Here is a 23,540-nt window from a genome sequence, read left to right as displayed (position 1 = left end):
ATGAAATTCAAGGACCTTCGGGATTTCGTGCAGCAGCTTGAGCAGCGCGGAGAGTTGAAACGCATCCAGATCCCCGTCTCTCCAGTGCTGGAGATGACCGAAGTCTGTGATCGCACACTGCGGGCCAAAGGCCCGGCGCTGCTGTTCGAAAACCCTACCGGCTACGACATTCCGGTGCTCGGCAACCTGTTCGGCACCCCCGAGCGGGTCGCCATGGGCATGGGCGCCGAGGCGGTCAGCGAGTTGCGCGAAATCGGCAAGTTGCTGGCCTTCCTCAAGGAACCCGAGCCACCGAAGGGCTTGAAAGACGCCTGGTCGAAGTTGCCGATCTTCCGCAAGATCATCGCCATGGCGCCGAAAGTCGTCAAAGACGCGGTGTGCCAGGAAGTGGTTATCGAAGGCGACGACGTCGATCTGGCGATGCTCCCCGTGCAAACCTGCTGGCCCGGCGACGTCGGCCCGCTGATTACCTGGGGCCTGACCGTCACCAAAGGTCCGAACAAGGACCGCCAGAACCTCGGTATCTACCGTCAGCAAGTGATTGGGCGCAACAAGGTCATCATGCGCTGGTTGAGCCACCGTGGCGGCGCGCTGGATTACCGCGAATGGTGCGAAAAGCATCCCGGCCAGCCGTTCCCGGTCTCCGTGGCGTTGGGCGCTGACCCGGCGACCATCCTCGGTGCCGTGACGCCGGTGCCGGACAGCCTCTCCGAATACGCGTTCGCCGGTCTGCTGCGCGGCAATCGCACCGAGCTGGTGAAGTGCCGCGGCAACGACCTGCAAGTCCCGGCCACTGCCGAGATCATCCTCGAAGGCGTGATCCATCCGGGTGAAATGGCTGATGAAGGCCCGTACGGCGACCACACCGGTTATTACAACGAAGTCGACAGCTTCCCGGTGTTCACCGTCGAGCGCATCACCCACCGGATCAAGCCGATCTACCACAGCACCTACACCGGCCGTCCACCGGATGAGCCAGCGATTCTCGGCGTGGCGCTGAACGAAGTGTTCGTGCCGATCCTGCAGAAGCAGTTCCCGGAGATCACCGATTTCTATCTGCCGCCCGAAGGCTGCTCGTATCGCATGGCCATCGTGACCATGAAGAAGTCGTATCCTGGGCACGCCAAGCGGGTAATGCTCGGTGTCTGGTCGTTTTTGCGACAGTTCATGTACACCAAGTTCGTTATCGTCACTGACGACGATATCAACGCGCGGGACTGGAACGACGTGATCTGGGCCATCACCACGCGCATGGACCCCAAGCGCGACACGGTGATGATCGACAACACGCCGATCGACTACCTCGACTTCGCCTCGCCGGTCTCGGGCCTGGGCTCGAAAATGGGCCTGGATGCCACGCATAAATGGCCGGGCGAAACCACTCGCGAGTGGGGCCGGGTGATCGTCAAGGACGACGCCGTGACCCAACGGATCGATGCCATCTGGAATCAGTTAGGAATAGATTGATGCGTGTAACCTTGCAGCCCTCCGGAGCAGTGCTGGATATTCTGCCCGGCGAGCGGATTCTCGATGGCGCGCGGCGCCTGGGCTATGAATGCCCGCAAAGCTGCCGCAACGGCAATTGCCACGTGTGCGCGGCGTTGCTGGTGGAAGGGCGGGTCGAACAAGCCGGCAATGTGCACGACCACGGCGAGTTCTACACTTGCATAGCAGAGCCGCTGGAAGACTGCATTTTGCTGTGGGATGGCGTGCTCGCGCTGGGAGAACTGCCGGTGCGCAGCGTGTCGTGTCAGGTCATTGAATGCAGGGACGTCGGCGGCGATACCTGGCGCGTGCGCCTGCGCACGCCGGCCGGCAAGCCACCGCGTTATCACGCGGGCCAGTATTTGATGATCGAACGTGAGAGTGGCGAAAAATCCGCGTTCTCCCTCGCGTCGGCTCCTCATGGCGGGCGGGATCTGGAAATTCATGTATTGGCGCGCGAAAGCAGTGCGCTAAGCCTGATCGAGCAGCTGCAACGAAATCCCATGGTGCGAGTCGAGCTGCCCTTCGGCGATACCCATCTGGCGGAATTGCCGGACGGCCCGTTAGTGCTGATCGCCGCTGGCACGGGCATGGGCCAGATCCACAGCCTGATCGAACACTGCCGCGCCACCGGCTTCAAGCACCCGGTGCACCTGTATTGGGGCGTGCGTCGCCCTGAAGACTTTTACCAGATCGAGCATTGGGATGAATGGCTGAAGCTGCCAAATCTGTTCCTGCACAAGGTCGTCAGTGATCAGTGCGGTTGGCAGGGGCGGTGCGGGATGCTGCATGAGGCGGTGTGTGAGGATTTCCCGGACCTGAAAGCCCTGCATGTCTACGCCAGCGGCTCACCGGCCATGGTCTACGGCACATTGGATGCGTTGGTCGAAGCGGGAATGGATGCGCATCAGATGCGTGCGGATGTTTTCGCTTACGCGCCAAGATCCTAGGCCATTGTGGCGTGTCAGAAGCGCACGCCAGTCGTCACCATGGCGGCATTGAAGCCGAGCAGTACCAGCTCGGCCGCCAGCGGTCCGTAATGCGCGCCGAGTGAGGGGATAATCACCGGCGCAACCCCGAAGTGATTCAACGGGATCTTGTCCTGATACTTGCCGCTGTAGCCCTCCAGAAGACCACCGGTAAGTTTTATATACACCGGATAGTTGGCGCTCTCATAACGTTTGCCCGCATAGGCGTAATAAGACCGCTGGCTGAACGAGTTGCGAAAAGTGGCGCCGCCAAACAACCAGCCTGACGCATCGTCACGTTCAAGGCCAATCAGGTCCTGATTATTATTGTGCTCAGGGTCGGGCGAATAGTGTTTGGTGTAGACACTGGTTTGCAGATACCAGGAGCCGGTGTCTTTGGCGGGTGTCTCGGCAGCCAGTGCAAGCGGTGCCAAGAGCATTGGCAGTAGCCCGAACATCCAGGGGGTTTTCATCATTCAATCTCTTGTGATAGCCGTTGGCATGCGCCTGAGGGTCGCTGTTATACGCGACTCCCAATGGGGCGAGCAGGCGAAAAATCAGAAGAAGACGTAGGAAAAGTCTTGTATGCGGGTTCGATCCTGATCGGGCCTAAGGCTTATGTATATTTCATTCCGGTATTTAGAATATTGCCAAGATTACATTAGGGTATATGAACAGTTCCTGAACCCTTCTGTTGTTTGTTGGACCTAGGTCCTTTAGCACTTTTCGTTTCACCATTACTGCTATATGTTCTATAACGATTAAGTTGCTTACATTTTGCAATACTCGCAGGGCCGAAACTCCATTGCCATGAATGCCGTTGAATCTGCTTTTTTGAATCTGGCTTACCCTCCGCAGCTCGATCTGGGGCCGCAGCTCACGCACGAACAATTACTCTGCTCCATGCAGTCGACCATGGCGCGCCACAAGGGCGGGCCAGTCTGGTTGTTCGCTTACGGTTCGCTGATCTGGCGTCCTGAATGCGCCGCAGTAGAACGCGTGCGCGGCCGGGTGCATGGTTACCATCGCGGTTTGTACCTGTGGTCCCACGAACATCGCGGCACACCCGAAGTGCCTGGCCTGGTGTTTGGTCTGGATCGTGGCGGTTCTTGCAGCGGCTTCGCGTATCGCTTGCCCGAAGAACAACTTGAAGCCTCGCTTTACGCACTCTGGCAGCGCGAAATGCCATTCCCGTCCTATCGCCCACACTGGCTCAACTGCCGTCTTGAAGACGGAAGCCAGGTTCAGGCGTTGGGATTTGTACTGGAGCGGCACCTGCCCAGCTATGCCGGCAACTTGCCGGATCATGTGCTGAGCCATGTGTTTGAAAACGCTTGCGGGCGCTACGGTACCACTCGCGATTATGTCGAGCAGACCGCTCACGCCCTGCGTAGCCACGCCATGCCAGACCGGAATCTGGAGGCGCGGCTCAAGCGCTGCAAATCACAATCCGATCAGGCGATCGCTTCGCGGGTCTGACTGGCGACGTTCTTGTGGCCCAGCGTGGGCGCCAGGAACGCCATCGCCAGCAGGCAGGCAACGACCAGCAGAATGAAACCGCCATCCCAGCCAAAATAGTCCACGGTGTAACCCATCAGGGCACTGGCCGCGACTGAACCACCCAGATAACCGAACAGACCGGTAAAGCCCGCGGCAGTCCCGGCGGCTTTCTTCGGCACCAGTTCCAGCGCTTGCAAGCCGACCAGCATCACCGGGCCGTAGATCAGGAAGCCGATGGCGAACAGCGAGATCATGTCGATCATCGGGTTACCCGGCGGGTTCAGCCAGTACACGATTGTCGCCACGGTCACCAACGCCATGAACACCATGCCGGTCAGGCCACGGTTGCCGCGGAAGATCTTGTCCGACATCCAGCCGCACAGCAGCGTGCCCGGAATACCGGCCCACTCGTACAGGAAGTAAGCCCACGAGGTCTTGTCGAAGTCGAAGTGCTTGACCTCTTTGAGGTAGGTCGGCGCCCAGTCGAGGATGCCGTAGCGCAGCAGGTAGACGAAGACGTTGGCCAGGGCGATGAACCAGAGCATTTTGTTGCGCAGCACGTATTTGACGAAGATGTCCTTGGCGCTGAATTCTTCTTCGTGGCTGGCGTCGTAGCCGTCCGGGTAATCGTTTTTGTATTTCTCGATTGGCGGCAGGCCGGTCGATTGCGGTGTATCGCGCATCACAATGAAGGCGAACACGGCGACCAGCAGCGCCACGGCAGCGGGTACATAGAACTTGCTGTGCCAGTCGTTGAACCAGCCCATGCCGAGAATCGCCAACGGGCCGATCAAACCGCCGCCCACGTTATGCGCCGTGTTCCACACCGACACCACCTGACCGCGTTCTTTCTGCGACCACCAGTGCACCATGGTCCGGCCACTTGGCGGCCAGCCCATGCCTTGGGCCCAGCCGTTGATGAACAACAGGATGAACATCATGGTCACGCTGGACGTTGCCCAAGGTGCGAAACCGAACACGAACATGACCCCCGCGGAGACCACCAGGCCAAAGGGCAGGAAGTAACGCGGGTTGGAGCGGTCGGACACGATGCCCATCAGAAACTTGGACAGGCCGTAGGCGATCGCAATCGCCGACATGGCCACGCCCAGTTGACCCTTTGTGTAGCCTTGGGCAATCAGGTCCGGGAACGCCAGGGTGAAGTTCTTGCGCAGCAGGTAGTAACCCGCATAGCCAATGAATATCCCGGCGAAGATCTGCCAGCGGAGGCGTTTGTACGTGTCATCGATTTTTTCGTCAGGCAATGGAGCCTGATGTGCGGCAGGGCGAAAGAAAGCAAACATTCAAGAGCTCCAGATTTCTTGTTTTGACTGCGGATGCGAATGTTACAGTTTCGTTACCGAAAATAGCACCGGTTCGCATTAGCAAAACAGCGGAAATGTGGGCAATCGAGTGTTCCTTTATGAACATGTCGCACAGGTATAAGTGAAGGGCGTTGTGGGAAACGTCTTTGGCACGCTTTAACGACGCATTTCAGTCCGGGGTAGGACGAGGCTTTGGGAAATGTCCTGCGTTGGAATGGGACGTCGCGGCGTTTTGCAGGAAAGGCATTTAGAATCGTCAGGGAATGCCGGGCAAGTCCAGTGCGCAGGTATGTGAGTCTGCTGCCGGAGGAGGTTCGGAAGTTGTTTTAGTCCCGGCCAATAAAAATGCGGTCTGGACAATCCAGACCGCATTTTCCGGCTCAGCGAACCTGAACCACGACTTTCCCGACCGCCTTGCGCTGGCCGAGATCGTTGATCGCTTGCGCCGCGTTGTTTAGCGGATACACCTGCGACACCAGCGGCTTCAACTTGCCCTCGGCAAACCAGCCAAACAGTTGCTGGAAGTTCGCCGCGTTGTCTTGCGGCTGGCGCTGGGCAAACGAACCCCAGAACACACCAACCACGGCCGCGCCTTTGAGCAGCGCGAGGTTGACCGGGAATTCCGGAATGCGGCCGCTGGCGAAACCGACCACCAGCAGGCGGCCGTTCCAGGCGATGGCGCGCACGGCCTGGTCAAACAGGTCGCCGCCGACCGGGTCGTAGATCACGTCGGCGCCCTGGCCATCGGTCAGGCGCTTGATCTCGTCCTTGAGGCTGGTTTCGCTGTAGTTGATCAGCTCATCGGCGCCGGCCGCCTTGGCCACGGCAAGTTTTTCGGCGCTGCTGGCGGCGGCAATCACGCGGGCGCCCATGGCTTTGCCGATTTCCACGGCCGCGAGGCCCACACCGCCGGAAGCGCCCAGCACCAGCAGGGTTTCGCCGGGTTGCAGGTTTGCCCGCTGCTTGAGGGCGTGCATCGACGTGCCGTAGGTCATGCTAAAAGCGGCGGCGGTGTTGAAGTCCATCGAGGGTGGAATCGGCAGCACGTTGTAGCCCGGCACGGCGACCTGTTCGGCAAAGCTGCCCCAGCCGGTCAGGGCCATGACGCGATCACCGACCTTGAGGTGGCTGATCTTTTCGCCCACCGCGCTGACCACGCCGGCCGCTTCACCGCCCGGCGAAAACGGGAAGGGCGGCTTGAACTGGTATTTGCCCTCGATGATCAGCGTGTCCGGGAAATTCACCCCGGCGGCGTGCACGTCCAGCAGGATTTCGTTCTTCTTCGCGACAGGACTGGCGACGTCTTCCAGCACCAGCGATTCGGCAGGGCCGAAGGCTTTGCACAGCACGGCTTTCATCAGGGCTATTCCTTTGGGAGTAATGGCCGATAAGTGTAGGTGTGTGAGTCGATGGGTCAACGAGCATGCCCGACCCTGATAGTCAGCCATAAGCTTGTGCTTGAGCTGCGGGTCGTTATGCTAGGCCGCAAACCGGATAAGGAGCGAATTGTGAAAGCGTGGATCATGTTGTTGCTGGCCCTGTCTCTGCCTGTGGCAGCGATGGCCGAAGAAGCCAAAGAAGGTGAAGCTCCGAAGGTCAATTACATCACCCTGAGCCCACCGTTCGTGGGCAACTACGGGCTGGACGGTACGCCGAAGCTCAAGGTCTACAAGGCTGATGTGGCCTTGCGCGTGACCGGTGATGACGCCACCAAAGCGGTGAAGGCCAACGAGCCGTTGATCCGTAATCAACTGGTGGCGTTGTTTGCCCAGCAGACGACCGAGACGATGAGCAACGTTGAAGCCAAGGAGAAGCTGCGCCAGGAAGCTTTGAAGCAGACGCAGCAAGTGATGAACGACGAGACCGGCAAGCCGGTGGTTGAGGATTTGTTGTTTAACAACCTGATCATTCAATAAGTCATTCGCTGTCCGGGCTGGCCTCTTCGCGAGCGGGCTCGCTCCCACACTGGATCTGCATTCACTGAAGAGCCCTTGTGGGAGCGAGCCTGCTCGCGAAAGCATTCTTGCAGCCGCAAAATGTCTCAAGGCTTTAGCGCAATCACCGCCGCCCATTGCTCAGCCGTCACCGGCATCACCGACAATCTCGACCCCTTTTGCACCAGTGGCATCTCGGCCAACGCCGTCTGCTGCTTCAAATAATCCAGCTTCAACACCCTGGCAAACGTCTCGACATGCTCGACATCAATCGCACTCCAGGCGTTTTTCTCAGGCGTGGCCTTGGGATCGTAGTAATGACTCTCCGGCTCCAGCGCTGTCGGGTCCGGATACGCCGCTTCGACAATTTTTCCGATTCCGGCAATTCCCGGCTCGGGGCAGCTGGAGTGATAGAAGAAAAACGCATCACCGACCGCCATGGCGCGCAAAAAGTTACGCGCCTGATAGTTGCGAACCCCGTCCCAGCGCGCTCGGCCCAGCTTCTCCAGACCTTTGATCGAGAGTTCGTCGGGCTCGGATTTCATCAGCCAATAGGCCATGGATTTTGCTCCTTGCGAGGTGTGTGGACAGGTTGTCGGGCAATTTTATGACAAACCGACAGTCGGTTGACGCCAGCGTTTGCGTGTCAGTTCACGTTGTCGCAAAATGCCGGCCTTCTAAGCTTGACGCTGCTGCACGGCCTACACCCGAAACGGAACCGCTGCTGTCATCGTGTTGATGTGCCTTTGGGGGGCAATCGATGAAACGCAAACCGGATTTACTATGGATTTTGGTTATCTTGTTCGGCCTCGGCGTCGTAACCACCGGTTATGCCCAAAGCCTGTGGAATAACAAGACCGACGCGCCGATCGAAATCGCGCAGCAGCAACAGCAGCCATCGGCGTTCAAGCGCTAAACCGGTCTTTTGGACGCCGCTGATCGCAGTGGCGTCTAGCCTGCGAAATACCACGCCTTGTCTGTCACCGTTCCTTGCAACGGCACATCCCAACTCGCCTGAGCCAATCGTTCGACTTTCTGACATTCATGGGCCAGCCCCAGCAGCGTCGGCTTGCGCCAGGTTTTGCGGCGCGCCAGGTACGCGAGGCTTCGATCGTAGAAGCCGCCGCCCATGCCCAGGCGCCCGCCGACATCGTCAAAACCCACCAGCGGCAACAGAATCAGATCCAGCGCCCAGACTTTGCGTTGTCGGGCGAGGTTGTGCAGGGGTTCGAGAATTCGAAAGCGGTTGGGTTTGAGTTTTTCGCCGGGGCGAATGCGCTGGAACACCATTTTGGTGCGCGGCCAGGCACTGAGCACCGGCAGATACGTCGCCTTACCGCGGCGTTGGGCGGCACGCAGCAGAACGCGCGGGTCGATTTCACCGTCGGTCGGCAGGTACAGGGAGATGTGTCTGGCGCGTCGAAACAACGGCTGTTGAGCCAATTGCTTGTACAGCCCGCGAGCAGCCTGGCGCTGTTGACTGGGAGTCAGTGCGCGGCGGGCCTTGCGCAGCATGCGTCGAAGTTGCGGGCGGGGCAGCAGCGCAGGTTCGGTCATGAATTCAGGCTTCGACAGGACGAATACGTAAAGCGTACCCGTAAAAAAGCCGATGCCGGTAATTAAACCGCCATCGGACTGGAATCAGGCTCCCCGGATGAACCGCTGCTGACTTAGCCCTTGAACCCGAAAGTTCAAGGTGGAAGATGCAGTAGGCTTTAAGGCTTTCCGTCTAGCGGACATGCACACCAGCCCAACGTGCAGCCTCCAGGGTAGTGCGAATCGGCTCAGGGACGTGGTCAACTGGCAAGCACCCCAGGGAGTGATGCGAGTATACCCCAAGCGGTTTCGTGTTTCAGCCCTTGGTGACGTCCGGATCGGTAGCGAGCACCAGATCGACGCGGTCCAGCAGGTCGCGCACCTGTTCACGAGTCGAGCCGCTGGCCTGTACATCCGGGCGTTCTTCCTTGTGCAGCAGGTCATGCGTGATGTTCAGCGCGGCCATGACGGCGATGCGGTCGGCGCCGATGACTTTGCCGCTGCTGCGGATTTCGCGCATCTTGCCGTCCAGGTAGCGGGCGGCACTCACCAGATTGCTGCGTTCTTCCTGGGGGCAGATGATCGAATATTCTTTATCGAGGATCTGCACGGTAACGCTATTGCTTGAACTCATGAGTCTTGCTCCAGGGCCTTGAGGCGCGAAATCATCGATTCAACCTTACGCCGGGCGATTTCGTTTTTTTCAATGAGGTGCGCGCGTTCCTCGCGCCAGGTCTTTTCCTGAGCTAGTAAGAGTCCGTTTTGGCTCTTTAGTTGCTCGACTCGACTAATTAGCAGTTCGAGTCTGGCCATCAGCGCTTGCAGGTCGGTGTCTTCCATTGTGTCCACTGAATGTGTGCTTGATGGGGGTAGCTGGCGGACAGCCTTTAATAGTCTTGGCGAGTCTGTCGATGTAGGATACAAGGCCTTCATTCTAGACATAGCGCCGTCTGGCGCCTAGCTGCCCATGACCATTCAGAATTCCCCGTACCAAGCCTTCGCCACACTGCTGACCTCCAGCGGTCATAACGTCTCGCCTGCCGAACTGCATGGCCTGTTGCTCGGCCGCAGTTGCGCCGGTGCCGGTTTCAATGCCGAAGAGTGGTTGATCGATGCCGCCGAACTGCTGGAAAGCGAACCGCAGGACAATGTCCGCAACGCCTTGATCGGCTTGCAGGAGATGGTCAAGGGCGAGCTGACCGGCGACGACGTGACCGTTGTTCTGCTGCTGCCGACCGATGACGCGCCCTTGGTTGACCGTGCCGTCGCACTGGGTGAGTGGTGCCAGGGCTTCCTCAGCGGTTTCGGCTTGAACTGCCGGGACAGCAGCACGCTCAGCACTGAAGCCACCGAAGTATTGCAGGACCTGGCGGCCATTTCTCAGGTGCAAGACGCCCTGGAAGAGTCCGAAGACGGCGAAAGCGATTACATGGAAGTCATGGAATACCTGCGCGTCGCACCGCTGCTGCTGTTCTCCGAAACCAAAAAAGCGGACGTGCCGCCAGCCGCCAAACCGTCGTTGCATTAATCGCGTGCCAGGAAAAGCCATCTGCCCATGATTCATATCCCGAAACCGGAATACAGCCGTCGCCGCAAGGCCTTGATGGCGCAGATGGAACCCAACAGCATCGCGATCCTGCCCGCCGCCGCGGTCGCCATCCGCAACCGCGACGTCGAGCACGTCTATCGCCAGGACAGTGATTTCCAGTACCTGAGCGGCTTTCCCGAGCCGCAAGCGGTCCTCGTGTTGATGCCGGGGCGTGCCCACGGCGAATACATCCTGTTCTGCCGTGAGCGCAACGCCGAACGCGAGTTGTGGGACGGTTTGCGCGCCGGCCAGGAAGGCGCGATCCGTGACTTTGGCGCCGACGACGCTTTCCCCATCACCGACATCGACGACATCCTGCCGGGCCTCATTGAAGGGCGCGACCGGGTGTATTCGGCCATGGGCAGCAACCCCGAATTCGACCGGCACCTGATGGACTGGATCAACGTGATCCGCTCCAAAGCGCACCTCGGTGCCCAGCCGCCGAACGAATTTGTTGCGCTGGATCATCTGCTTCACGACATGCGCCTGTATAAATCGGCGGCAGAAGTGAAGGTGATGCGCGAAGCCGCACGGATTTCCGCCCAGGCGCATATCCGCGCGATGCAGGCCAGCCGCGCCGGGCTGCACGAGTTCAGTCTCGAAGCCGAGCTTGATTACGAGTTCCGCAAGGGCGGAGCGAAAATGCCGGCCTACGGTTCAATCGTCGCCGCCGGGCGCAACAGCTGCATCCTGCATTACCAGCAGAATGATGCGGTGCTCAAGGACGGTGACCTGGTGCTGATCGACGCCGGTTGCGAGATCGACTGCTACGCCAGCGACATCACCCGCACCTGGCCGGTCAACGGCAAGTATTCACCGGAACAGAAAGCGATCTACGAGTTGGTGCTGGCCTCGCAAGAAGCCGCCTTCGCCGAAATCGCCCCGAACAAACACTGGAATCAGGCGCACGAAGCCACGGTCCGGGTGATTACCACCGGGCTGGTGAAGCTCGGCCTGTTGCAGGGTGACGTCGACGAACTGATCGCCAGCGAAGCCTACAAAGCGTTTTACATGCACCGTGCCGGCCACTGGCTGGGGATGGATGTGCATGACGTCGGCGAATACAAGGTCGGCGGCGAATGGCGAGTGCTGGAAGTCGGCATGGCGCTGACGGTGGAGCCGGGGATCTACATTTCCCCGGACAACCAGAACGTGGCGAAGAAATGGCGCGGCATCGGCGTGCGCATCGAGGACGACGTGGTGGTGACCAAGACCGGTTGTGAAATATTGACCAAAGGCGTGCCGAAAACGGTCGCCGACATCGAGGCCCTGATGGCGCAAGCGCGGACACAAGCAGCATGAGCCGGGTCAATCTGGCAATCATCGGTGGCGGCCTGGTCGGCGCCAGTCTTGCATTGGCGTTGCAGGCCGGGGCTAAAGCGCGCGGCTGGAAGATCGTCCTGATCGAGCCCTTCGCTCCCGGCGATACCTATCAGCCGAGCTACGACGCGCGCTCTTCGGCGCTGTCCTACGGCGCCAAGCAGATTTATCAACGGTTGGGCGTGTGGCAGGAAATCTCCCGCCGCGCCGAGCCGATCAAGCAGATTCATGTCTCTGACCGTGGACGTTTTTCCACCGCGCGTTTATCGGCGATGGAAGAAGGTGTTCCGGCGCTGGGTTATGTGGTGGAAAACGCCTGGCTCGGCCAATGCCTCTGGCAAGGTCTGGACAAGGACGTGGTCGCCTGGCGTTGCCCGGCAGAAGTCACGCGCATGGAGCCGCTGACCGATGGCTACCGCCTGACCCTCAATGACGAAACCACCCTGGAATGTGACCTCGCGGTGCTCGCTGACGGCGGCCGTTCGGGCCTGCGCGAGCAACTGGGAATCGGCATCAAGACGCGTCCGTATAACCAGAGCGCGCTGATCGCCAACATTACCCCGAGCGAAGCGCATAACGGCATGGCGTTCGAGCGATTCACCGACGACGGCCCGATGGCGTTGTTGCCGCTGCCGGAAAACCGCTGCGCCTTGGTCTGGACCCGTCTGGGCATGGACGCGCAACGGCTGGCTGCACTGGATGAAAAGAGTTTCCTCAGCGAATTGCAGAGTGTGTTCGGCTATCGCCTCGGCACGTTGAAACAGGTCGGCGCGCGGCATCTTTACCCGCTGACGCTGATCGAAGCCGAAGAGCAGGTGCGTCCGCATCTGGCGATCCTCGGCAACGCGGCCCACAGCCTGCACCCGATTGCCGGCCAGGGTTTCAACCTGTCGCTGCGCGATGCGCAAGCGTTGGCCGAGGCCTTGTTGGCCAGCGAGAACGGGCCGGGCGACTTTGCCACCTTGCAGGCTTACCGCGAGCGCCAGCGTCTGGATCAAAACCTGACCGTGGGCTTCTCCGATCAGGTCACCCGGTTGTTCGGCAGCACCCAGCCGCTGGTGTCGCTGGGTCGCAATCTCGGCCTGCTCGGTCTCGATCTGTTGCCGCCGGCCAAGCGCTGGTTCGCCCGGCAGGCCATGGGTCTGGGTACACGCCCCGATGCTTAAGTGGCTGACGAACAGGTTCGGCAAAGCGCGGGTGATGCGTTGGTTTATGTCCTTTTACCCGCCGTACATGGGCGCCGGGGTTCGGGTGCGGCACATCAGTGATGACTTCCGCGACATCACGGTGTCCATGGGCCTGGGCTGGTACAACCGCAATTACGTGGGCACCCAGTTTGGTGGCAGCCTGTATTCGATGGTCGATCCGTTCTACATGCTGATGCTGATGGAAAACCTCGGGCATCGTTACATCGTCTGGGACAAAGCCGCCGACATCGATTTCATTTCGCCGGGCAAAGGCCCGGTGTTTGCCAAATTCCGCATCGACGAGACCTTGCTCGACGAGATCCGCCGGCAAACGGCCGATGGCGAAAAATACCTGCCGAAGTTGCAGGTCGATATTCACGACGGCGCCGGCACCTTGGTGGCACGGGTCGAAAAAACCCTTTACGTGCGGCTCAAGCCGCAAGCGAGACAGGCTTAAGCATGGACATGCGCGCAGATCTGCTGATTGTCGGGGCCGGAATGGTCGGCAGCGCCTTGGCGCTGGCGTTGCAGGACAGCGGGCTGGAAGTCCTGTTGCTGGACGGCAGCCCCCTGAGCGTCAAACCCTTCGATGGCCAAGCGCCGTTCGAACCGCGAGTGAGCGCCTTGTCGACGGCCAGCCAGCGCATTCTCGAACGCCTGGGCGTGTGGGACGGCATCGCCAAGCGACGCAGCAGCCCTTACACCGACATGCACGTATGGGACGGCAGCGGCACCGGGCAGATTCATTTCTCGGCCGCCAGCGTGCATGCCGATGTGCTTGGGCACATCGTCGAAAACCGTGTGGTTCAGGACGCCTTGCTCGACCGTTTGCACGACTGCGACCTCGGGATGCTGGCCAATGCGCGTCTGGAGCAGATGCGCCGCTCGGGCGATGACTGGCTGCTGACCCTGGCGGACGGCCGCACCTTGCGCGCACCGTTGGTGATTGCGGCTGACGGCGCCAACTCGGCCGTTCGGCGTTTGACCGGGATGGCGACGCGCGAGTGGGACTACCTGCACCACGCGATTGTCACCAGTGTGCGTAGCTCCAAGGCGCATCAAATGACGGCCTGGCAGCGTTTCACCGACAACGGTCCGCTGGCGTTTTTGCCGCTGGAGCGTGATGGGCAGCAGGATTGGTGTTCGATCGTCTGGTCGACCACGCCGAGTGAAGCCGAACGCCTGATGGCGCTGGACGACGACGGCTTTTGCCGCGAGCTGGAACGTGCCTTTGAAGGGCGACTCGGCACCGTGCTCAGCGCCGACCCGCGTTTGTGCGTGCCGCTGCGTCAGCGTCACGCCAAGCGTTATGTGGCCGAAGGCCTGGCATTGATCGGCGACGCGGCGCACACCATTCACCCGCTGGCCGGGCAGGGTGTGAACCTTGGTTTCCTGGATGCTGCCGTGTTGGCCGAAGTACTGCTGCAAGCGTTTGAGCGGGGTGAGCGCCTGGCGGATGTCAAAGTGCTGAGCCGTTACGAGCGCCGACGCATGCCTCACAACCTGGCGCTGATGGCGGCGATGGAAGGGTTTGAGCGGTTGTTCCAGGCCGACCCGTTGCCAGTGCGCTGGTTGCGCAATGCCGGGTTGAAGATGGTTGAGAAGATGCCCGAGGCCAAGGCGTTGTTTGTGCGTGAGGCGCTTGGGCTCACCGGGGATTTGCCGGCGCTGGCCAAGGCCTGACATTTTCGTTGCGGCTGATGGCCCCTTCGCGAGCAGGCTCGCTCCCACAGGGAATTTTCAGTGTTCACAAAACCCCTGTGGGAGCGAGCCTGCTCGCGAAGAGGCCGGAACATTCACCGCATATCTCAGTCGATGCAACATCTGGTAACTCCTCCGCGAACTGATCGATTGAGATGCTAAATGTGAGTCCTTATCATTTGGCCTCACTTTTTCTATCGAGAGATCGCTCCCCATGTTGCCGAAGCGTCTACTGACCGCACTCGCCCTGTCCCTGATTGGCAGCACCGCCGCCCAGGCCGCTGACGAGGTGGTGGTTTACTCCTCGCGTATCGACGAGCTGATCAAACCGGTCTTCGACGCCTACACCGCCAAGACCGGGGTGAAGGTGAAGTTCATCACCGACAAGGAAGCGCCGCTGATGCAGCGCATCAAGGCCGAGGGCGAGAACGCTACCGCCGACCTGCTGTTGACGGTCGATGCCGGTAACCTCTGGCAGGCCGAGCAAATGGGCATCCTGCAGCCGTTCACCTCCAAAGTGATCGATACCAACATTCCGCTGCAATACCGCGCGGCCTCCCACGCCTGGACCGGCCTGAGCCTGCGGGCGCGGACCATCGCTTACTCCACGGCTCGGGTGAAGCCGGGCGAGCTGACCACTTACGAAGCACTGGCCGACAAGAACTGGGAAGGGCGCCTGTGCCTGCGCACGGCGAAGAAGGTCTACAACCAGTCCCTGACCGCCACCATGATCGAAGTCCACGGCGCCGAAAAAACCGAGAAGATCCTCAAGGGCTGGGTGAGCAACCTGTCCACCGACGTATTCTCGGATGACGTTGCGGTGCTGGAAGCGATCAACGCGGGCCAATGTGATGTCGGTATCGTCAACACCTACTACTACGGTCGCCTGCACAAGCAGAAGCCTGATCTGGGCGTAAAGCTGTTCTGGCCGAACCAGGCTGACCGCGGTGTGCACGTCAACCTGTCGGGTATTGGCCTGACCAAACACGCGCCACACCCGGAAGCGGCCAAGGCACTGGTCGAGTGGATGACCACTCCTGAGGCGCAGAAGATTTTCGCCGACGTGAACCAGGAATTCCCGGCCAACCCGGCGGTAGCGCCTTCGGAAGAAGTGGCAGCCTGGGGCAAGTTCGTGGCCGATACCCTGCCGGTGGAAGTGGCGGGCAAGCGTCAGGCCGAAGCAATCCGCATGATGGATCGCGCTGGCTGGAACTGACACTGCCTTTGTGGCGAGTGACGTACCTGTGGCGAGGGAGCTTGCTCCCGCTGGGCTGCGAAGCAGCCCTAACGGCCTGATACCCTATGCGGCTGCTTCGCACCCGAGCGGGAGCAAGCTCCCTCGCCACACAATGGAGCTGACTGCAGGTTTGAGTTAGCCCAACACTTTCTAGAGAACCCCCTTGGCCCACCCCGCCCAACGCCGCTGGTATCCCCTGGTCTTCGCCATCGCTGCGCTGGTCTTGTTGCCCCTCAGTGTTCTACTGCTGTCCTGGCAAACCATCGATCAACAGATCTGGTCCCACCTCTGGGACACCCAGATGCCGCGCCTGTTGGGCAACACCCTGACTCTGATAGTTGGCGTCGGGGTCGGCGTCACGCTGCTGGGCGTCAGCCTCGCGTGGCTCACCAGCCTCTGTGAGTTTCCCGGCCGGCGCTGGCTGGACTGGGCGCTGATGCTGCCGTTTGCGATTCCGGCCTACGTGCTGGCGTTTGTCTTCGTCGGCCTGCTGGATTTCGCCGGCCCCGTGCAAACCCTGATGCGCGAGTGGTTTGGCACCGGCCTGAGGTTGCCGCGCGTGCGCTCCACCGGTGGGGTCATTGTCGTGCTGGTGCTGGTTTTCTATCCCTACGTCTATCTGCTGGCCCGCACGGCGTTCCTCGCTCAGGGCAAAGGCTTGATGGAAGCCGCCCGGGTGCTCGGTCAATCGCCGTGGCAGGCGTTCTGGCGAGTGGCCTTGCCGATGGCGCGTCCGGCCATTGGTGCGGGGGTGGCACTGGCGCTGATGGAAACCCTGGCGGATTTCGGTGCAGTGTCGGTGTTCAACTTCGACACGTTCACCACCGCGATTTACAAAACCTGGTACGGATTCTTCAGCCTGTCCACCGCCGCCCAACTGGCCAGCCTGTTGCTGCTGGTGGTGATGGTCGTGCTGTACGGCGAGCGTCGTGCTCGCGGGGCCAACCGGGCGAGCAACGAACGGCCGCGGGTCAAGGCGTTGTATCACTTGCGGGGTTTCAAGGCGCTGGCGGCAATGAGCTGGTGCGGTTTGGTATTCGCCTGTGCGTTCGTCATCCCGATGCTGCAACTGCTGGTGTGGTTCTGGCAGCGCGGGCGCTTCGATCTGGATGAGCGTTACACCGGCCTGATTCTTCACACCTTGTACCTGGGCGGCATGGCGGCATTGATCACGGTCAGCGTTGCCTTGGTGCTGGCGTTCGCGCGACGCCTGGCACCGACTCGAACGATCCGTTCCGGCATCGGCCTGGCCAACCTCGGCTACGCCTTGCCGGGTTCGGTGTTAGCGGTGTCGATCATGCTGGCCTTCAGTTACCTCGATCGCGAGCTGGTCATCCCGCTGTCCGGCTGGCTCGGCGGCGCTGGCAAGCCCTTGCTTCTGGGCAGCCTGTCGGCGTTATTGCTCGCCTATCTGGTGCGTTTCATCGCGGTGGCATATGGACCACTGGAAAGCAGCCTGGCGCGTATACGGCCATCTTTGCCCGAAGCAGCACGTAGCCTTGGCGTCAGTGGGCCACGACTGTTTTTCAAGGTGTATCTGCCGTTGTTGTTGCCGGGCACGTTGAGCGCCGCGTTGCTGGTGTTCGTCGATGTGCTCAAGGAAATGCCCGCCACCCTGCTGATGCGCCCGTTTGGCTGGGACACGCTGGCCGTGCGGATCTTTGAAATGACCAGCGAAGGGGAGTGGGCGAGGGCGTCTTTGCCGGCACTGACGCTGGTTTTGGTCGGCCTGTTACCGGTCATCGGATTGATTCGACGTTCGGCGCATCGAAACAGCTAGGTGCCAGTCCTACACCTTGCGGCTACAATGCGCGGCATTCGGTGCGGTCCGTCTGACAGACCCGGTAGCTGAAATCGGCTGAAAGCCTTCTACTTCAAGGTTTTCACCCCGTGCAGCACCTGTCCGCACCTTCGCCACGCCCGGAAGGAGAAACCCATGGGACAGCGTACGCCTCTGTATGACCTTCATCTCGCCCTCGGCGCGAAGATGGTCGATTTTGGCGGTTGGGATATGCCTCTGCATTACGGCTCGCAGGTCGAGGAACACCATCAGGTGCGCCGCGATTGCGGGGTTTTCGATGTATCCCACATGACCGTGATCGATGTCAGCGGCTCCCAGGCCAAGGCCTGGCTCCAGCACTTGCTGGCCAATGATGTCGAACGCCTGCACAGCCCCGGCCGTGCCTTGTACAGCACCATGCTCAATGAGCGCGGCGGCATCGTCGACGACATGATCGTCTATCGCCTCGACGACGGTTATCGCCTGGTGGTCAACGCCTCCACCCGCAATCAAGACCTCGCCTGGATGCAGGCTCACCTCGATGGTTTCGATGTGCAGCTCAACGAGCGTGCAGAGCTGGCGATGCTGGCGATACAAGGCCCGCATGCCCGTCAGAAAATCTGCGAACTGGTCTCCCAGGCTCGCGGCAATCTGATCCAGCTGCTCAAGCCATTCGAAGGCCAGCCGGAAGGTGACTGGTTCATCGCCCGTACCGGGTACACCGGCGAAGATGGATTGGAAATCGTTCTACCGGCCGATCAAGCCCCGGGTTTTTTCAACGATCTGGTCGGCGCGGGCATTTCCCCTATCGGCCTGGGTGCGCGGGATACCTTGCGGGTCGAAGCCGGCATGAACCTGTACGGTCAGGACATTCATCAAGATGTATCGCCACTGGCGTCCAATATGGCCTGGAGCATTGCCTGGGAACCGGTCTCTCGCCAGTTCATCGGGCGCACCGCCCTGGAAGCCGAACGGGCCGGTGGCGTACAGCACAAACTGGTGGGGCTGGTCCTTGAGGAACGCGGTGTTTTGCGCGCTCATCAAGTGGTCCGCATCGCCAATGTTGGCGAAGGGGAGATCACCAGTGGTAGTTTCTCTCCTACGCTTAGCAAGTCGATAGCACTGGCGCGCGTGCCGATGGCAACTGCCGACCGCGCAGAAGTGGAAATCCGTGGCAAGTGGTACCCGGTCCGAGTGGTCAAGCCGACCTTCGTACGCCATGGCAAAACCTTGATCTAACCTTTTTTGGCGGACTACAACCGCTGACATTTTTCTTGAGGACACAGAACATGAGCGATATTCCTGCCGACCTGCGTTTTGCCGAAAGTCACGAATGGGCCCGCCTGGAAGCCGACGGCACCGTCACCGTGGGCATTAGCGATCACGCGCAGGAAGCGCTGGGTGATGTGGTGTTCGTTGAGCTGACCGAAGTGGGCAAAGTCTTCGCCGCCGGTGATCAATCCGGTGTGGTGGAGTCGGTTAAAGCCGCTTCCGACATCTACTCCCCGGTTGCCGGTGAAGTGATTGCCATCAACGAAGAACTGAGTGCCAACCCGGAATTGCTCAACACCGACCCGTACGGCGCGTGGATCTTCAAGCTCAAGCCAAGCAACACCGCTGACCTGGAAAAACTGCTCGACGCGGCTGGCTACAAGGCTGCGATCGGCGAGTAATCCACGCCCTGCGAAATCCCTGTGGGAGCGAGTCTGCTCGCGAAAGCGGTGTGTCAGCAAACAGTTATGCCAACTGACACTCTTACTTCGCGAGCAGGCTCGCTCCCACAGGTTCTATGGATTTAGTACGGACTTCACCGCTGCGACTGACCGCTCGACATCCGCTTTGCTCATCGCCGTGAACATCGGCAACGAGACAATCAGGCGGCCGACCCGCTCGGCGATCGGGAACATGCCCTCCTTGAACCCGCGTTCGCGGTAAAGGCTCAGCAAGTGAATCGGCGGATAGTGATAGCCGATACCGACGCCCAACGCCTGCATCTGCTCCATGAAGGTCGCCCGTGCCGGCAGGCCATCCCCGCGCTCCGGCAACACCAGCTGGAATAAATGCCAGTTGCTGTTTTCGAAATCCGCCGGAGGCAGTTGAGCCCCGTACTGCGCCTCGAAATCCTCACCAAAATACGCGAAATAGTGCCTGGCCAGTTCACGGCGATCGGCTGTGATGGCTTCGATATGAGCAAATTGCCCAAGGCCGATGGCCGCCGCGACGTCGGTCATGTTGAACTTGCCGCCCAGCACATCGACATCCAAACCATCGAAGCCACTACGGGTCACGCCCTGCAAACGGTACTTCTGCGCCAGTCGCACTTCCTCATCATTGTTCAACACCAGGCATCCGCCCTCTGACGAGGTGACGTTCTTGTTCGCCTGGAAACTGAAGGACACGAAATCACCGGTCGAGCCGATGCGCTGGCCGTTCCAGCTGGAGCCCAGCGCCTGGGCCGCGTCTTCCAGTACCCGCAGGTTGTACTGCTTCGCCAGTGCGTAAAGGCGCGTCATGTCCACCGGCAGTCCGGCGAGATACACCGGCAGGATCGCTTTGGTGCGTGGGGTGATGGCCGCTTCGAGTTGCGCCAGGTCGATGTTGCGGGTGACCGGGTCGATGTCGGCAAACACCGGGGTGGCGCCGACTTCCAGAATGACGTTGGCGGTGGCCACCCAGGAAATCGGCGTGGTGATTACTTCATCGCCCGGTCCGACCCCGGCAATGCGCAGGGCGATTTCCATGGTGCAGGTGCCGGAATTGAAGGTGAGCACCGGGCGCCCGCCAAAAAAATCCGAGAGTTGTTGTTCAAAGGCCTGGACCTTGGGGCCGCTGGTAATCCAGCCCGAGCGCAACACGTCGCCAACTGCGGCAATCGTCGCTTCATCGATGGTGGGTTTGGAGAACGGCAGGAAAGGCTGTTGGCTCATAAATTCAGGCACCTGATCAGCGGACATTAGGCAGATGCCGAGCATGATGTCCGCAATGGTCGTCGGCGCCAAGCCATCCGCCCGGATATCGACTGCTATGCTGGTTTGACCGTGTTGCATCGACGCCGAGCGCCAGTCAAGAGAGAGCCCGTCATGTCCCAGTTGCCGTCCCTGAGCCAGTTACGCGACCCCAATGCCTTTCTGCGCCGCCACCTCGGGCCCGATGCCGCCGAGCAGCAGGCGATGCTCGACAGCCTCGGCCTCGGCAGCCGGGTCGAACTGATCGAGCAGACGGTACCGCCGGGTATCCGTCTGAACCGCCCGCTCGACCTGCCGCCCGCCCTCGATGAACAAGCCGCGCTGGCCAAGCTGCGCGGCTACGCCGAGCAAAACCAGGTCTGGACCAGCCTGATCGGCATGGGCTACCACGGCACCCTCACGCCGACCGTGATTGTGCGTAACGTTCTGGAAAACCCCGGTTGGTACACCGCGTACACGCCTTATCAGCCAGAGATTGCCCAAGGCCGGCTCGAAGCGCTGCTGAATTTCCAGCAACTGACCATCGACCTCACCGGCCTGGAACTGGCCAACGCGTCCTTGCTGGATGAAGCCACTGCCGCCGCGGAAGCCATGGCGCTGGCCAAGCGAGTCGCCAAGTCCAAAAGCAATCTGTTCTTCGTCGACCAGAACTGCCATCCGCAGACCATTTCGGTGGTGCAGACCCGCGCCGAAGGCTTTGGCTTCGAACTGATCATCGACACTGTGGATAACTTGAAACAGCACCAGGTGTTCGGCGCCCTGCTGCAATACCCCGACACCCACGGCGAGATCCGCGATCTGCGGCCGTTGATCGATCACCTCCATGCGCAGCAAGCCCTGGCGTGTGTTGCCACTGATTTGATGAGTTTGCTGCTACTGACCCCACCGGGAGAGTTGGGCGCCGATGTGGTGTTTGGCTCATCCCAGCGTTTTGGTGTGCCGATGGGCTACGGCGGGCCGCACGCGGCGTTTTTTGCCAGCCGCGATGAGTACAAACGGGCGATTCCCGGGCGGATCATCGGCGTGTCCAAGGATGCTCGCGGCAATGTTGCGTTGCGCATGGCCCTGCAAACCCGCGAGCAACACATCCGCCGGGAGAAGGCCAACTCGAACATTTGCACCGCTCAAGTGTTGCTGGCCAACATCGCCAGTTTCTACGCGGTCTACCACGGGCCTGAAGGGCTCAAACGCATTGCCCAGCGTGTGCATCGCTTGACCTGCATCCTCGCTGCCGGCCTTGAGCGACATGGCGTTAGCCGCCTCAACCAGCACTTCTTCGACACCCTGACCCTGGACGTTGGCGGCACCCAGACCGCGATCATCGAAAGCGCTCAAGCCGCGCAGATCAATTTGCGCATTCTGGGGCGTGGACGGTTGGGGTTGAGCCTCGATGAAACCTCGGACGAAACCACCGTCGCCAAGTTGTTCGACGTGTTCCTTGGCGCCGATCATGGTCTGAACGTCGACGATCTGGACGCTGAAACGCTGGCGTCCGGCATTCCTGACGGATTGCTGCGCGCCTCGCCTTACTTGCGCCACCCGGTGTTCAATGCGCACCACAGCGAAACCGAGATGCTGCGCTATCTCAAGCAACTGGAGAACAAGGACCTCGCCCTCAATCAGTCGATGATCCCGTTGGGTTCCTGCACCATGAAGCTCAATGCCACCAGCGAGATGATCCCCATCACCTGGCCGCAGTTCGCCAACCTGCACCCATTCGTGCCGAAGGAGCAGGCCGTGGGGTATTCGCTGATGATCGAAGAGCTGGAGCGCTGGCTCTGCGCGATCACCGGTTTCGATGCGATTTGCATGCAACCCAACTCCGGCGCCCAGGGCGAATACGCCGGGTTGCTGGCGATCCGTAAATACCACGAGAGCCGTCATCAAGGGGCGCGGGACATCTGCCTGATTCCGTCCTCGGCCCACGGCACCAACCCGGCCTCGGCGCAAATGGCCGGGATGCGCGTGGTGATTGTCGAGTGCGACGAAGCCGGCAACGTCGATCTGGATGACCTCAAGAAAAAAGCCTCGGAGGCAGGGGACAAGCTCGCTTGCCTGATGGCGACGTATCCATCGACCCATGGTGTCTACGAGGAAGGCATCAGCGAAATCTGTGAAGTTATCCACAGCCACGGCGGTCAGGTGTACATGGATGGCGCCAACCTCAACGCGCAAGTCGGCCTCGCTCGCCCGGCGGATATTGGCGCTGACGTCTCGCACATGAACCTGCACAAGACTTTCTGTATTCCCCATGGCGGCGGCGGGCCGGGCATGGGGCCGATTGGTGTGCGGGCGCACCTGGCGCCGTTCGTGGCCAATCACCCGGTGGTGCCCATCGACGGGCCATTGCCGCAGAACGGCGCGGTGAGCGCGGCGCCTTGGGGCAGTGCGAGCATTTTGCCGATCAGCTGGATGTACATCGCGATGATGGGGCCGCAACTGGCGGACGCCAGCGAAGTGGCGATCCTCGCCGCGAATTACTTGGCGCAGCATTTATCCGGTGCGTTCCCGGTGCTCTACACCGGGCGCAACGAGCGAGTGGCGCACGAATGCATTCTGGATCTGCGGCCACTGAAGGCGCTGACCGGCATCAGTGAAGAAGACGTGGCCAAGCGCCTGATGGATTACGGTTTCCATGCGCCCACTATGTCGTTTCCCGTGCCGGGGACGTTGATGGTCGAGCCGACCGAAAGTGAATCGAAGGCAGAGCTGGACCGGTTTATCGGGGCGATGCTGAGCATCCGTGCGGAAATCAGCGAGGTAGAAAATGGTAATTGGCCGGCCGAGGACAACCCGCTGAAGCGTTCGCCGCACACCTTGGCGGACATCACCGGGGTGTGGGAGCGGTCTTACAGCATCGAGCAAGCGGTGACGCCGGATGCGCACACCCGACAGCACAAATACTGGCCGGTGGTGAATCGGGTGGACAACGTCTATGGCGACCGGAATCTGTTCTGCGCGTGCGTACCGGTGGATGACTACCGCTGAACTACCGAAACACAAATCCCACAGG

Annotated in this window: 23 protein-coding genes and 1 other RNA gene; 15 read left to right on the top strand and 9 right to left on the bottom strand. The window is 60.5% G+C overall.

Going from position 1 to position 23,540, the window contains the following annotated elements:
• Nucleotides 1–1,467, top strand: coding sequence for a 4-hydroxy-3-polyprenylbenzoate decarboxylase (gene ubiD / locus AC07N8_RS16205; protein WP_007942423.1), 1,467 nt, complete (start codon nt 1–3; stop codon nt 1,465–1,467).
• On the top strand, nt 1,467–2,435 hold the full coding sequence (locus AC07N8_RS16200; protein ID WP_483843778.1) for a CDP-6-deoxy-delta-3,4-glucoseen reductase: 969 nt from the start codon (nt 1,467–1,469) through the stop codon (nt 2,433–2,435). Before ubiD ends, AC07N8_RS16200 begins: the two co-directional genes overlap by 1 nt.
• Before the next feature lie 14 nt (nt 2,436–2,449).
• Here AC07N8_RS16200 and AC07N8_RS16195 read toward each other — a convergent pair whose 3' ends face one another.
• On the bottom strand, nt 2,450–2,926 hold the full coding sequence (locus AC07N8_RS16195; RefSeq protein WP_483843804.1) for a sn-glycerol-3-phosphate transporter: 477 nt from the start codon (nt 2,924–2,926) through the stop codon (nt 2,450–2,452).
• A gap of 337 nt (nt 2,927–3,263) precedes the next feature.
• Between AC07N8_RS16195 and AC07N8_RS16190 the strand changes: the two genes are divergently transcribed.
• Entirely contained in the window at nt 3,264–3,932 is a 669-nt protein-coding gene (locus AC07N8_RS16190; protein ID WP_483843779.1) for a gamma-glutamylcyclotransferase, read from the top strand.
• Here AC07N8_RS16190 and glpT read toward each other — a convergent pair.
• Together glpT and AC07N8_RS16180 are read right to left on the bottom strand one after the other, a co-directional pair.
• Nucleotides 3,908–5,257 carry a glycerol-3-phosphate transporter gene (glpT, locus tag AC07N8_RS16185; RefSeq protein WP_493144549.1) on the bottom strand — a complete coding sequence of 450 codons (1,350 nt, stop codon included), beginning with the start codon at nt 5,255–5,257 and terminating at the stop codon, nt 3,908–3,910. The two genes, AC07N8_RS16190 and glpT, sit on opposite strands and share 25 nt — an antisense overlap.
• A gap of 401 nt (nt 5,258–5,658) precedes the next feature.
• Nucleotides 5,659–6,636: an NADPH:quinone oxidoreductase family protein gene (locus tag AC07N8_RS16180; RefSeq protein WP_493144547.1), complete on the bottom strand. Its 978-nt coding sequence runs from the start codon at nt 6,634–6,636 to the stop codon at nt 5,659–5,661.
• Nucleotides 6,637–6,786: 150 nt separating this feature from the next.
• On the opposite strand from AC07N8_RS16180, the gene AC07N8_RS16175 reads away from it, so the two are divergent.
• Nucleotides 6,787–7,194, top strand: a complete 408-nt coding sequence (locus AC07N8_RS16175; RefSeq protein ID WP_123434831.1) for a flagellar basal body-associated protein FliL — start codon at nt 6,787–6,789, stop codon at nt 7,192–7,194.
• Between the two features lie 125 nt (nt 7,195–7,319).
• Here the strand turns inward: AC07N8_RS16175 and AC07N8_RS16170 are convergent, their stop codons facing one another.
• The gene (locus AC07N8_RS16170) at nt 7,320–7,772 is read right to left on the bottom strand and encodes an EVE domain-containing protein (protein ID WP_483843782.1); all 453 of its coding nucleotides are present in this window, start codon (nt 7,770–7,772) and stop codon (nt 7,320–7,322) included.
• A gap of 200 nt (nt 7,773–7,972) precedes the next feature.
• Here AC07N8_RS16170 and AC07N8_RS16165 point away from each other — a divergent pair, with 200 nt between their 5' ends.
• On the top strand, nt 7,973–8,128 hold the full coding sequence (locus AC07N8_RS16165) for a hypothetical protein (protein ID WP_172825923.1): 156 nt from the start codon (nt 7,973–7,975) through the stop codon (nt 8,126–8,128).
• A 35-nt stretch (nt 8,129–8,163) separates the two neighbouring features.
• On the opposite strand, the gene AC07N8_RS16160 is transcribed toward AC07N8_RS16165, so the two are convergent.
• From AC07N8_RS16160 to AC07N8_RS16145, 4 genes are all read right to left on the bottom strand, one after another.
• Nucleotides 8,164–8,769 carry a 5-formyltetrahydrofolate cyclo-ligase gene (locus AC07N8_RS16160; protein ID WP_483843783.1) on the bottom strand — a complete coding sequence of 202 codons (606 nt, stop codon included), beginning with the start codon at nt 8,767–8,769 and terminating at the stop codon, nt 8,164–8,166.
• An 86-nt stretch (nt 8,770–8,855) separates the two neighbouring features.
• Nucleotides 8,856–9,034, bottom strand: a non-coding RNA gene (gene ssrS / locus AC07N8_RS16155) — 6S RNA.
• A gap of 30 nt (nt 9,035–9,064) precedes the next feature.
• A complete protein-coding gene (locus AC07N8_RS16150) occupies nt 9,065–9,382 on the bottom strand; it encodes a cell division protein ZapA (RefSeq protein WP_007942435.1) in 318 nt (105 codons plus the stop codon).
• Complete coding sequence (locus tag AC07N8_RS16145) at nt 9,379–9,588, bottom strand: TIGR02449 family protein (RefSeq protein WP_007942437.1); 210 nt, start codon at nt 9,586–9,588, stop codon at nt 9,379–9,381. The genes AC07N8_RS16150 and AC07N8_RS16145 overlap by 4 nt, the downstream gene beginning before the upstream one ends.
• Nucleotides 9,589–9,715: 127 nt before the next feature.
• On the opposite strand from AC07N8_RS16145, the gene AC07N8_RS16140 reads away from it, so the two are divergent.
• From AC07N8_RS16140 to gcvH, 9 genes are all read left to right on the top strand, one after another.
• Nucleotides 9,716–10,276: a YecA/YgfB family protein gene (locus tag AC07N8_RS16140; RefSeq protein WP_483843784.1), complete on the top strand. Its 561-nt coding sequence runs from the start codon at nt 9,716–9,718 to the stop codon at nt 10,274–10,276.
• Between the two features lie 27 nt (nt 10,277–10,303).
• The gene (gene pepP / locus AC07N8_RS16135; RefSeq protein WP_483843785.1) at nt 10,304–11,638 is read left to right on the top strand and encodes a Xaa-Pro aminopeptidase; all 1,335 of its coding nucleotides are present in this window, start codon (nt 10,304–10,306) and stop codon (nt 11,636–11,638) included.
• On the top strand, nt 11,635–12,822 hold the full coding sequence (gene ubiH, locus AC07N8_RS16130; RefSeq protein ID WP_493144540.1) for a 2-octaprenyl-6-methoxyphenyl hydroxylase: 1,188 nt from the start codon (nt 11,635–11,637) through the stop codon (nt 12,820–12,822). Before pepP ends, ubiH begins: the two co-directional genes overlap by 4 nt.
• Entirely contained in the window at nt 12,815–13,300 is a 486-nt protein-coding gene (locus tag AC07N8_RS16125) for a DUF4442 domain-containing protein (RefSeq protein ID WP_493144538.1), read from the top strand. Before ubiH ends, AC07N8_RS16125 begins: the two co-directional genes overlap by 8 nt.
• Before the next feature lie 8 nt (nt 13,301–13,308).
• Nucleotides 13,309–14,526: a 2-octaprenyl-3-methyl-6-methoxy-1,4-benzoquinol hydroxylase gene (locus AC07N8_RS16120; protein WP_483843805.1), complete on the top strand. Its 1,218-nt coding sequence runs from the start codon at nt 13,309–13,311 to the stop codon at nt 14,524–14,526.
• Nucleotides 14,527–14,758: 232 nt separating this feature from the next.
• Complete coding sequence (locus AC07N8_RS16115) at nt 14,759–15,760, top strand: extracellular solute-binding protein (protein ID WP_483843788.1); 1,002 nt, start codon at nt 14,759–14,761, stop codon at nt 15,758–15,760.
• Nucleotides 15,761–15,944: 184 nt separating this feature from the next.
• Complete coding sequence (locus AC07N8_RS16110) at nt 15,945–17,561, top strand: ABC transporter permease (RefSeq protein WP_493144536.1); 1,617 nt, start codon at nt 15,945–15,947, stop codon at nt 17,559–17,561.
• Between the two features lie 156 nt (nt 17,562–17,717).
• Nucleotides 17,718–18,800, top strand: coding sequence for a glycine cleavage system aminomethyltransferase GcvT (gene gcvT / locus AC07N8_RS16105; protein WP_483843790.1), 1,083 nt, complete (start codon nt 17,718–17,720; stop codon nt 18,798–18,800).
• A 50-nt stretch (nt 18,801–18,850) separates the two neighbouring features.
• Nucleotides 18,851–19,234 carry a glycine cleavage system protein GcvH gene (gcvH, locus tag AC07N8_RS16100; protein ID WP_483843791.1) on the top strand — a complete coding sequence of 128 codons (384 nt, stop codon included), beginning with the start codon at nt 18,851–18,853 and terminating at the stop codon, nt 19,232–19,234.
• Nucleotides 19,235–19,348: 114 nt separating this feature from the next.
• On the opposite strand, the gene AC07N8_RS16095 is transcribed toward gcvH, so the two are convergent.
• Nucleotides 19,349–20,488 carry a DegT/DnrJ/EryC1/StrS family aminotransferase gene (locus AC07N8_RS16095; protein ID WP_493144534.1) on the bottom strand — a complete coding sequence of 380 codons (1,140 nt, stop codon included), beginning with the start codon at nt 20,486–20,488 and terminating at the stop codon, nt 19,349–19,351.
• Nucleotides 20,489–20,641: 153 nt separating this feature from the next.
• On the opposite strand from AC07N8_RS16095, the gene gcvP reads away from it, so the two are divergent.
• Entirely contained in the window at nt 20,642–23,515 is a 2,874-nt protein-coding gene (gene gcvP, locus AC07N8_RS16090) for an aminomethyl-transferring glycine dehydrogenase (RefSeq protein WP_493144531.1), read from the top strand.
• Nucleotides 23,516–23,540: the final 25 nt, after the last annotated feature.

The sequence above is a fragment of the Pseudomonas sp. GW821-FHT10C09 genome, from assembly GCF_059415465.1.
The sequence above is the reverse complement of the archived record's forward strand: the minus strand, read 5'-3'. Positions and strand labels throughout refer to the sequence as shown.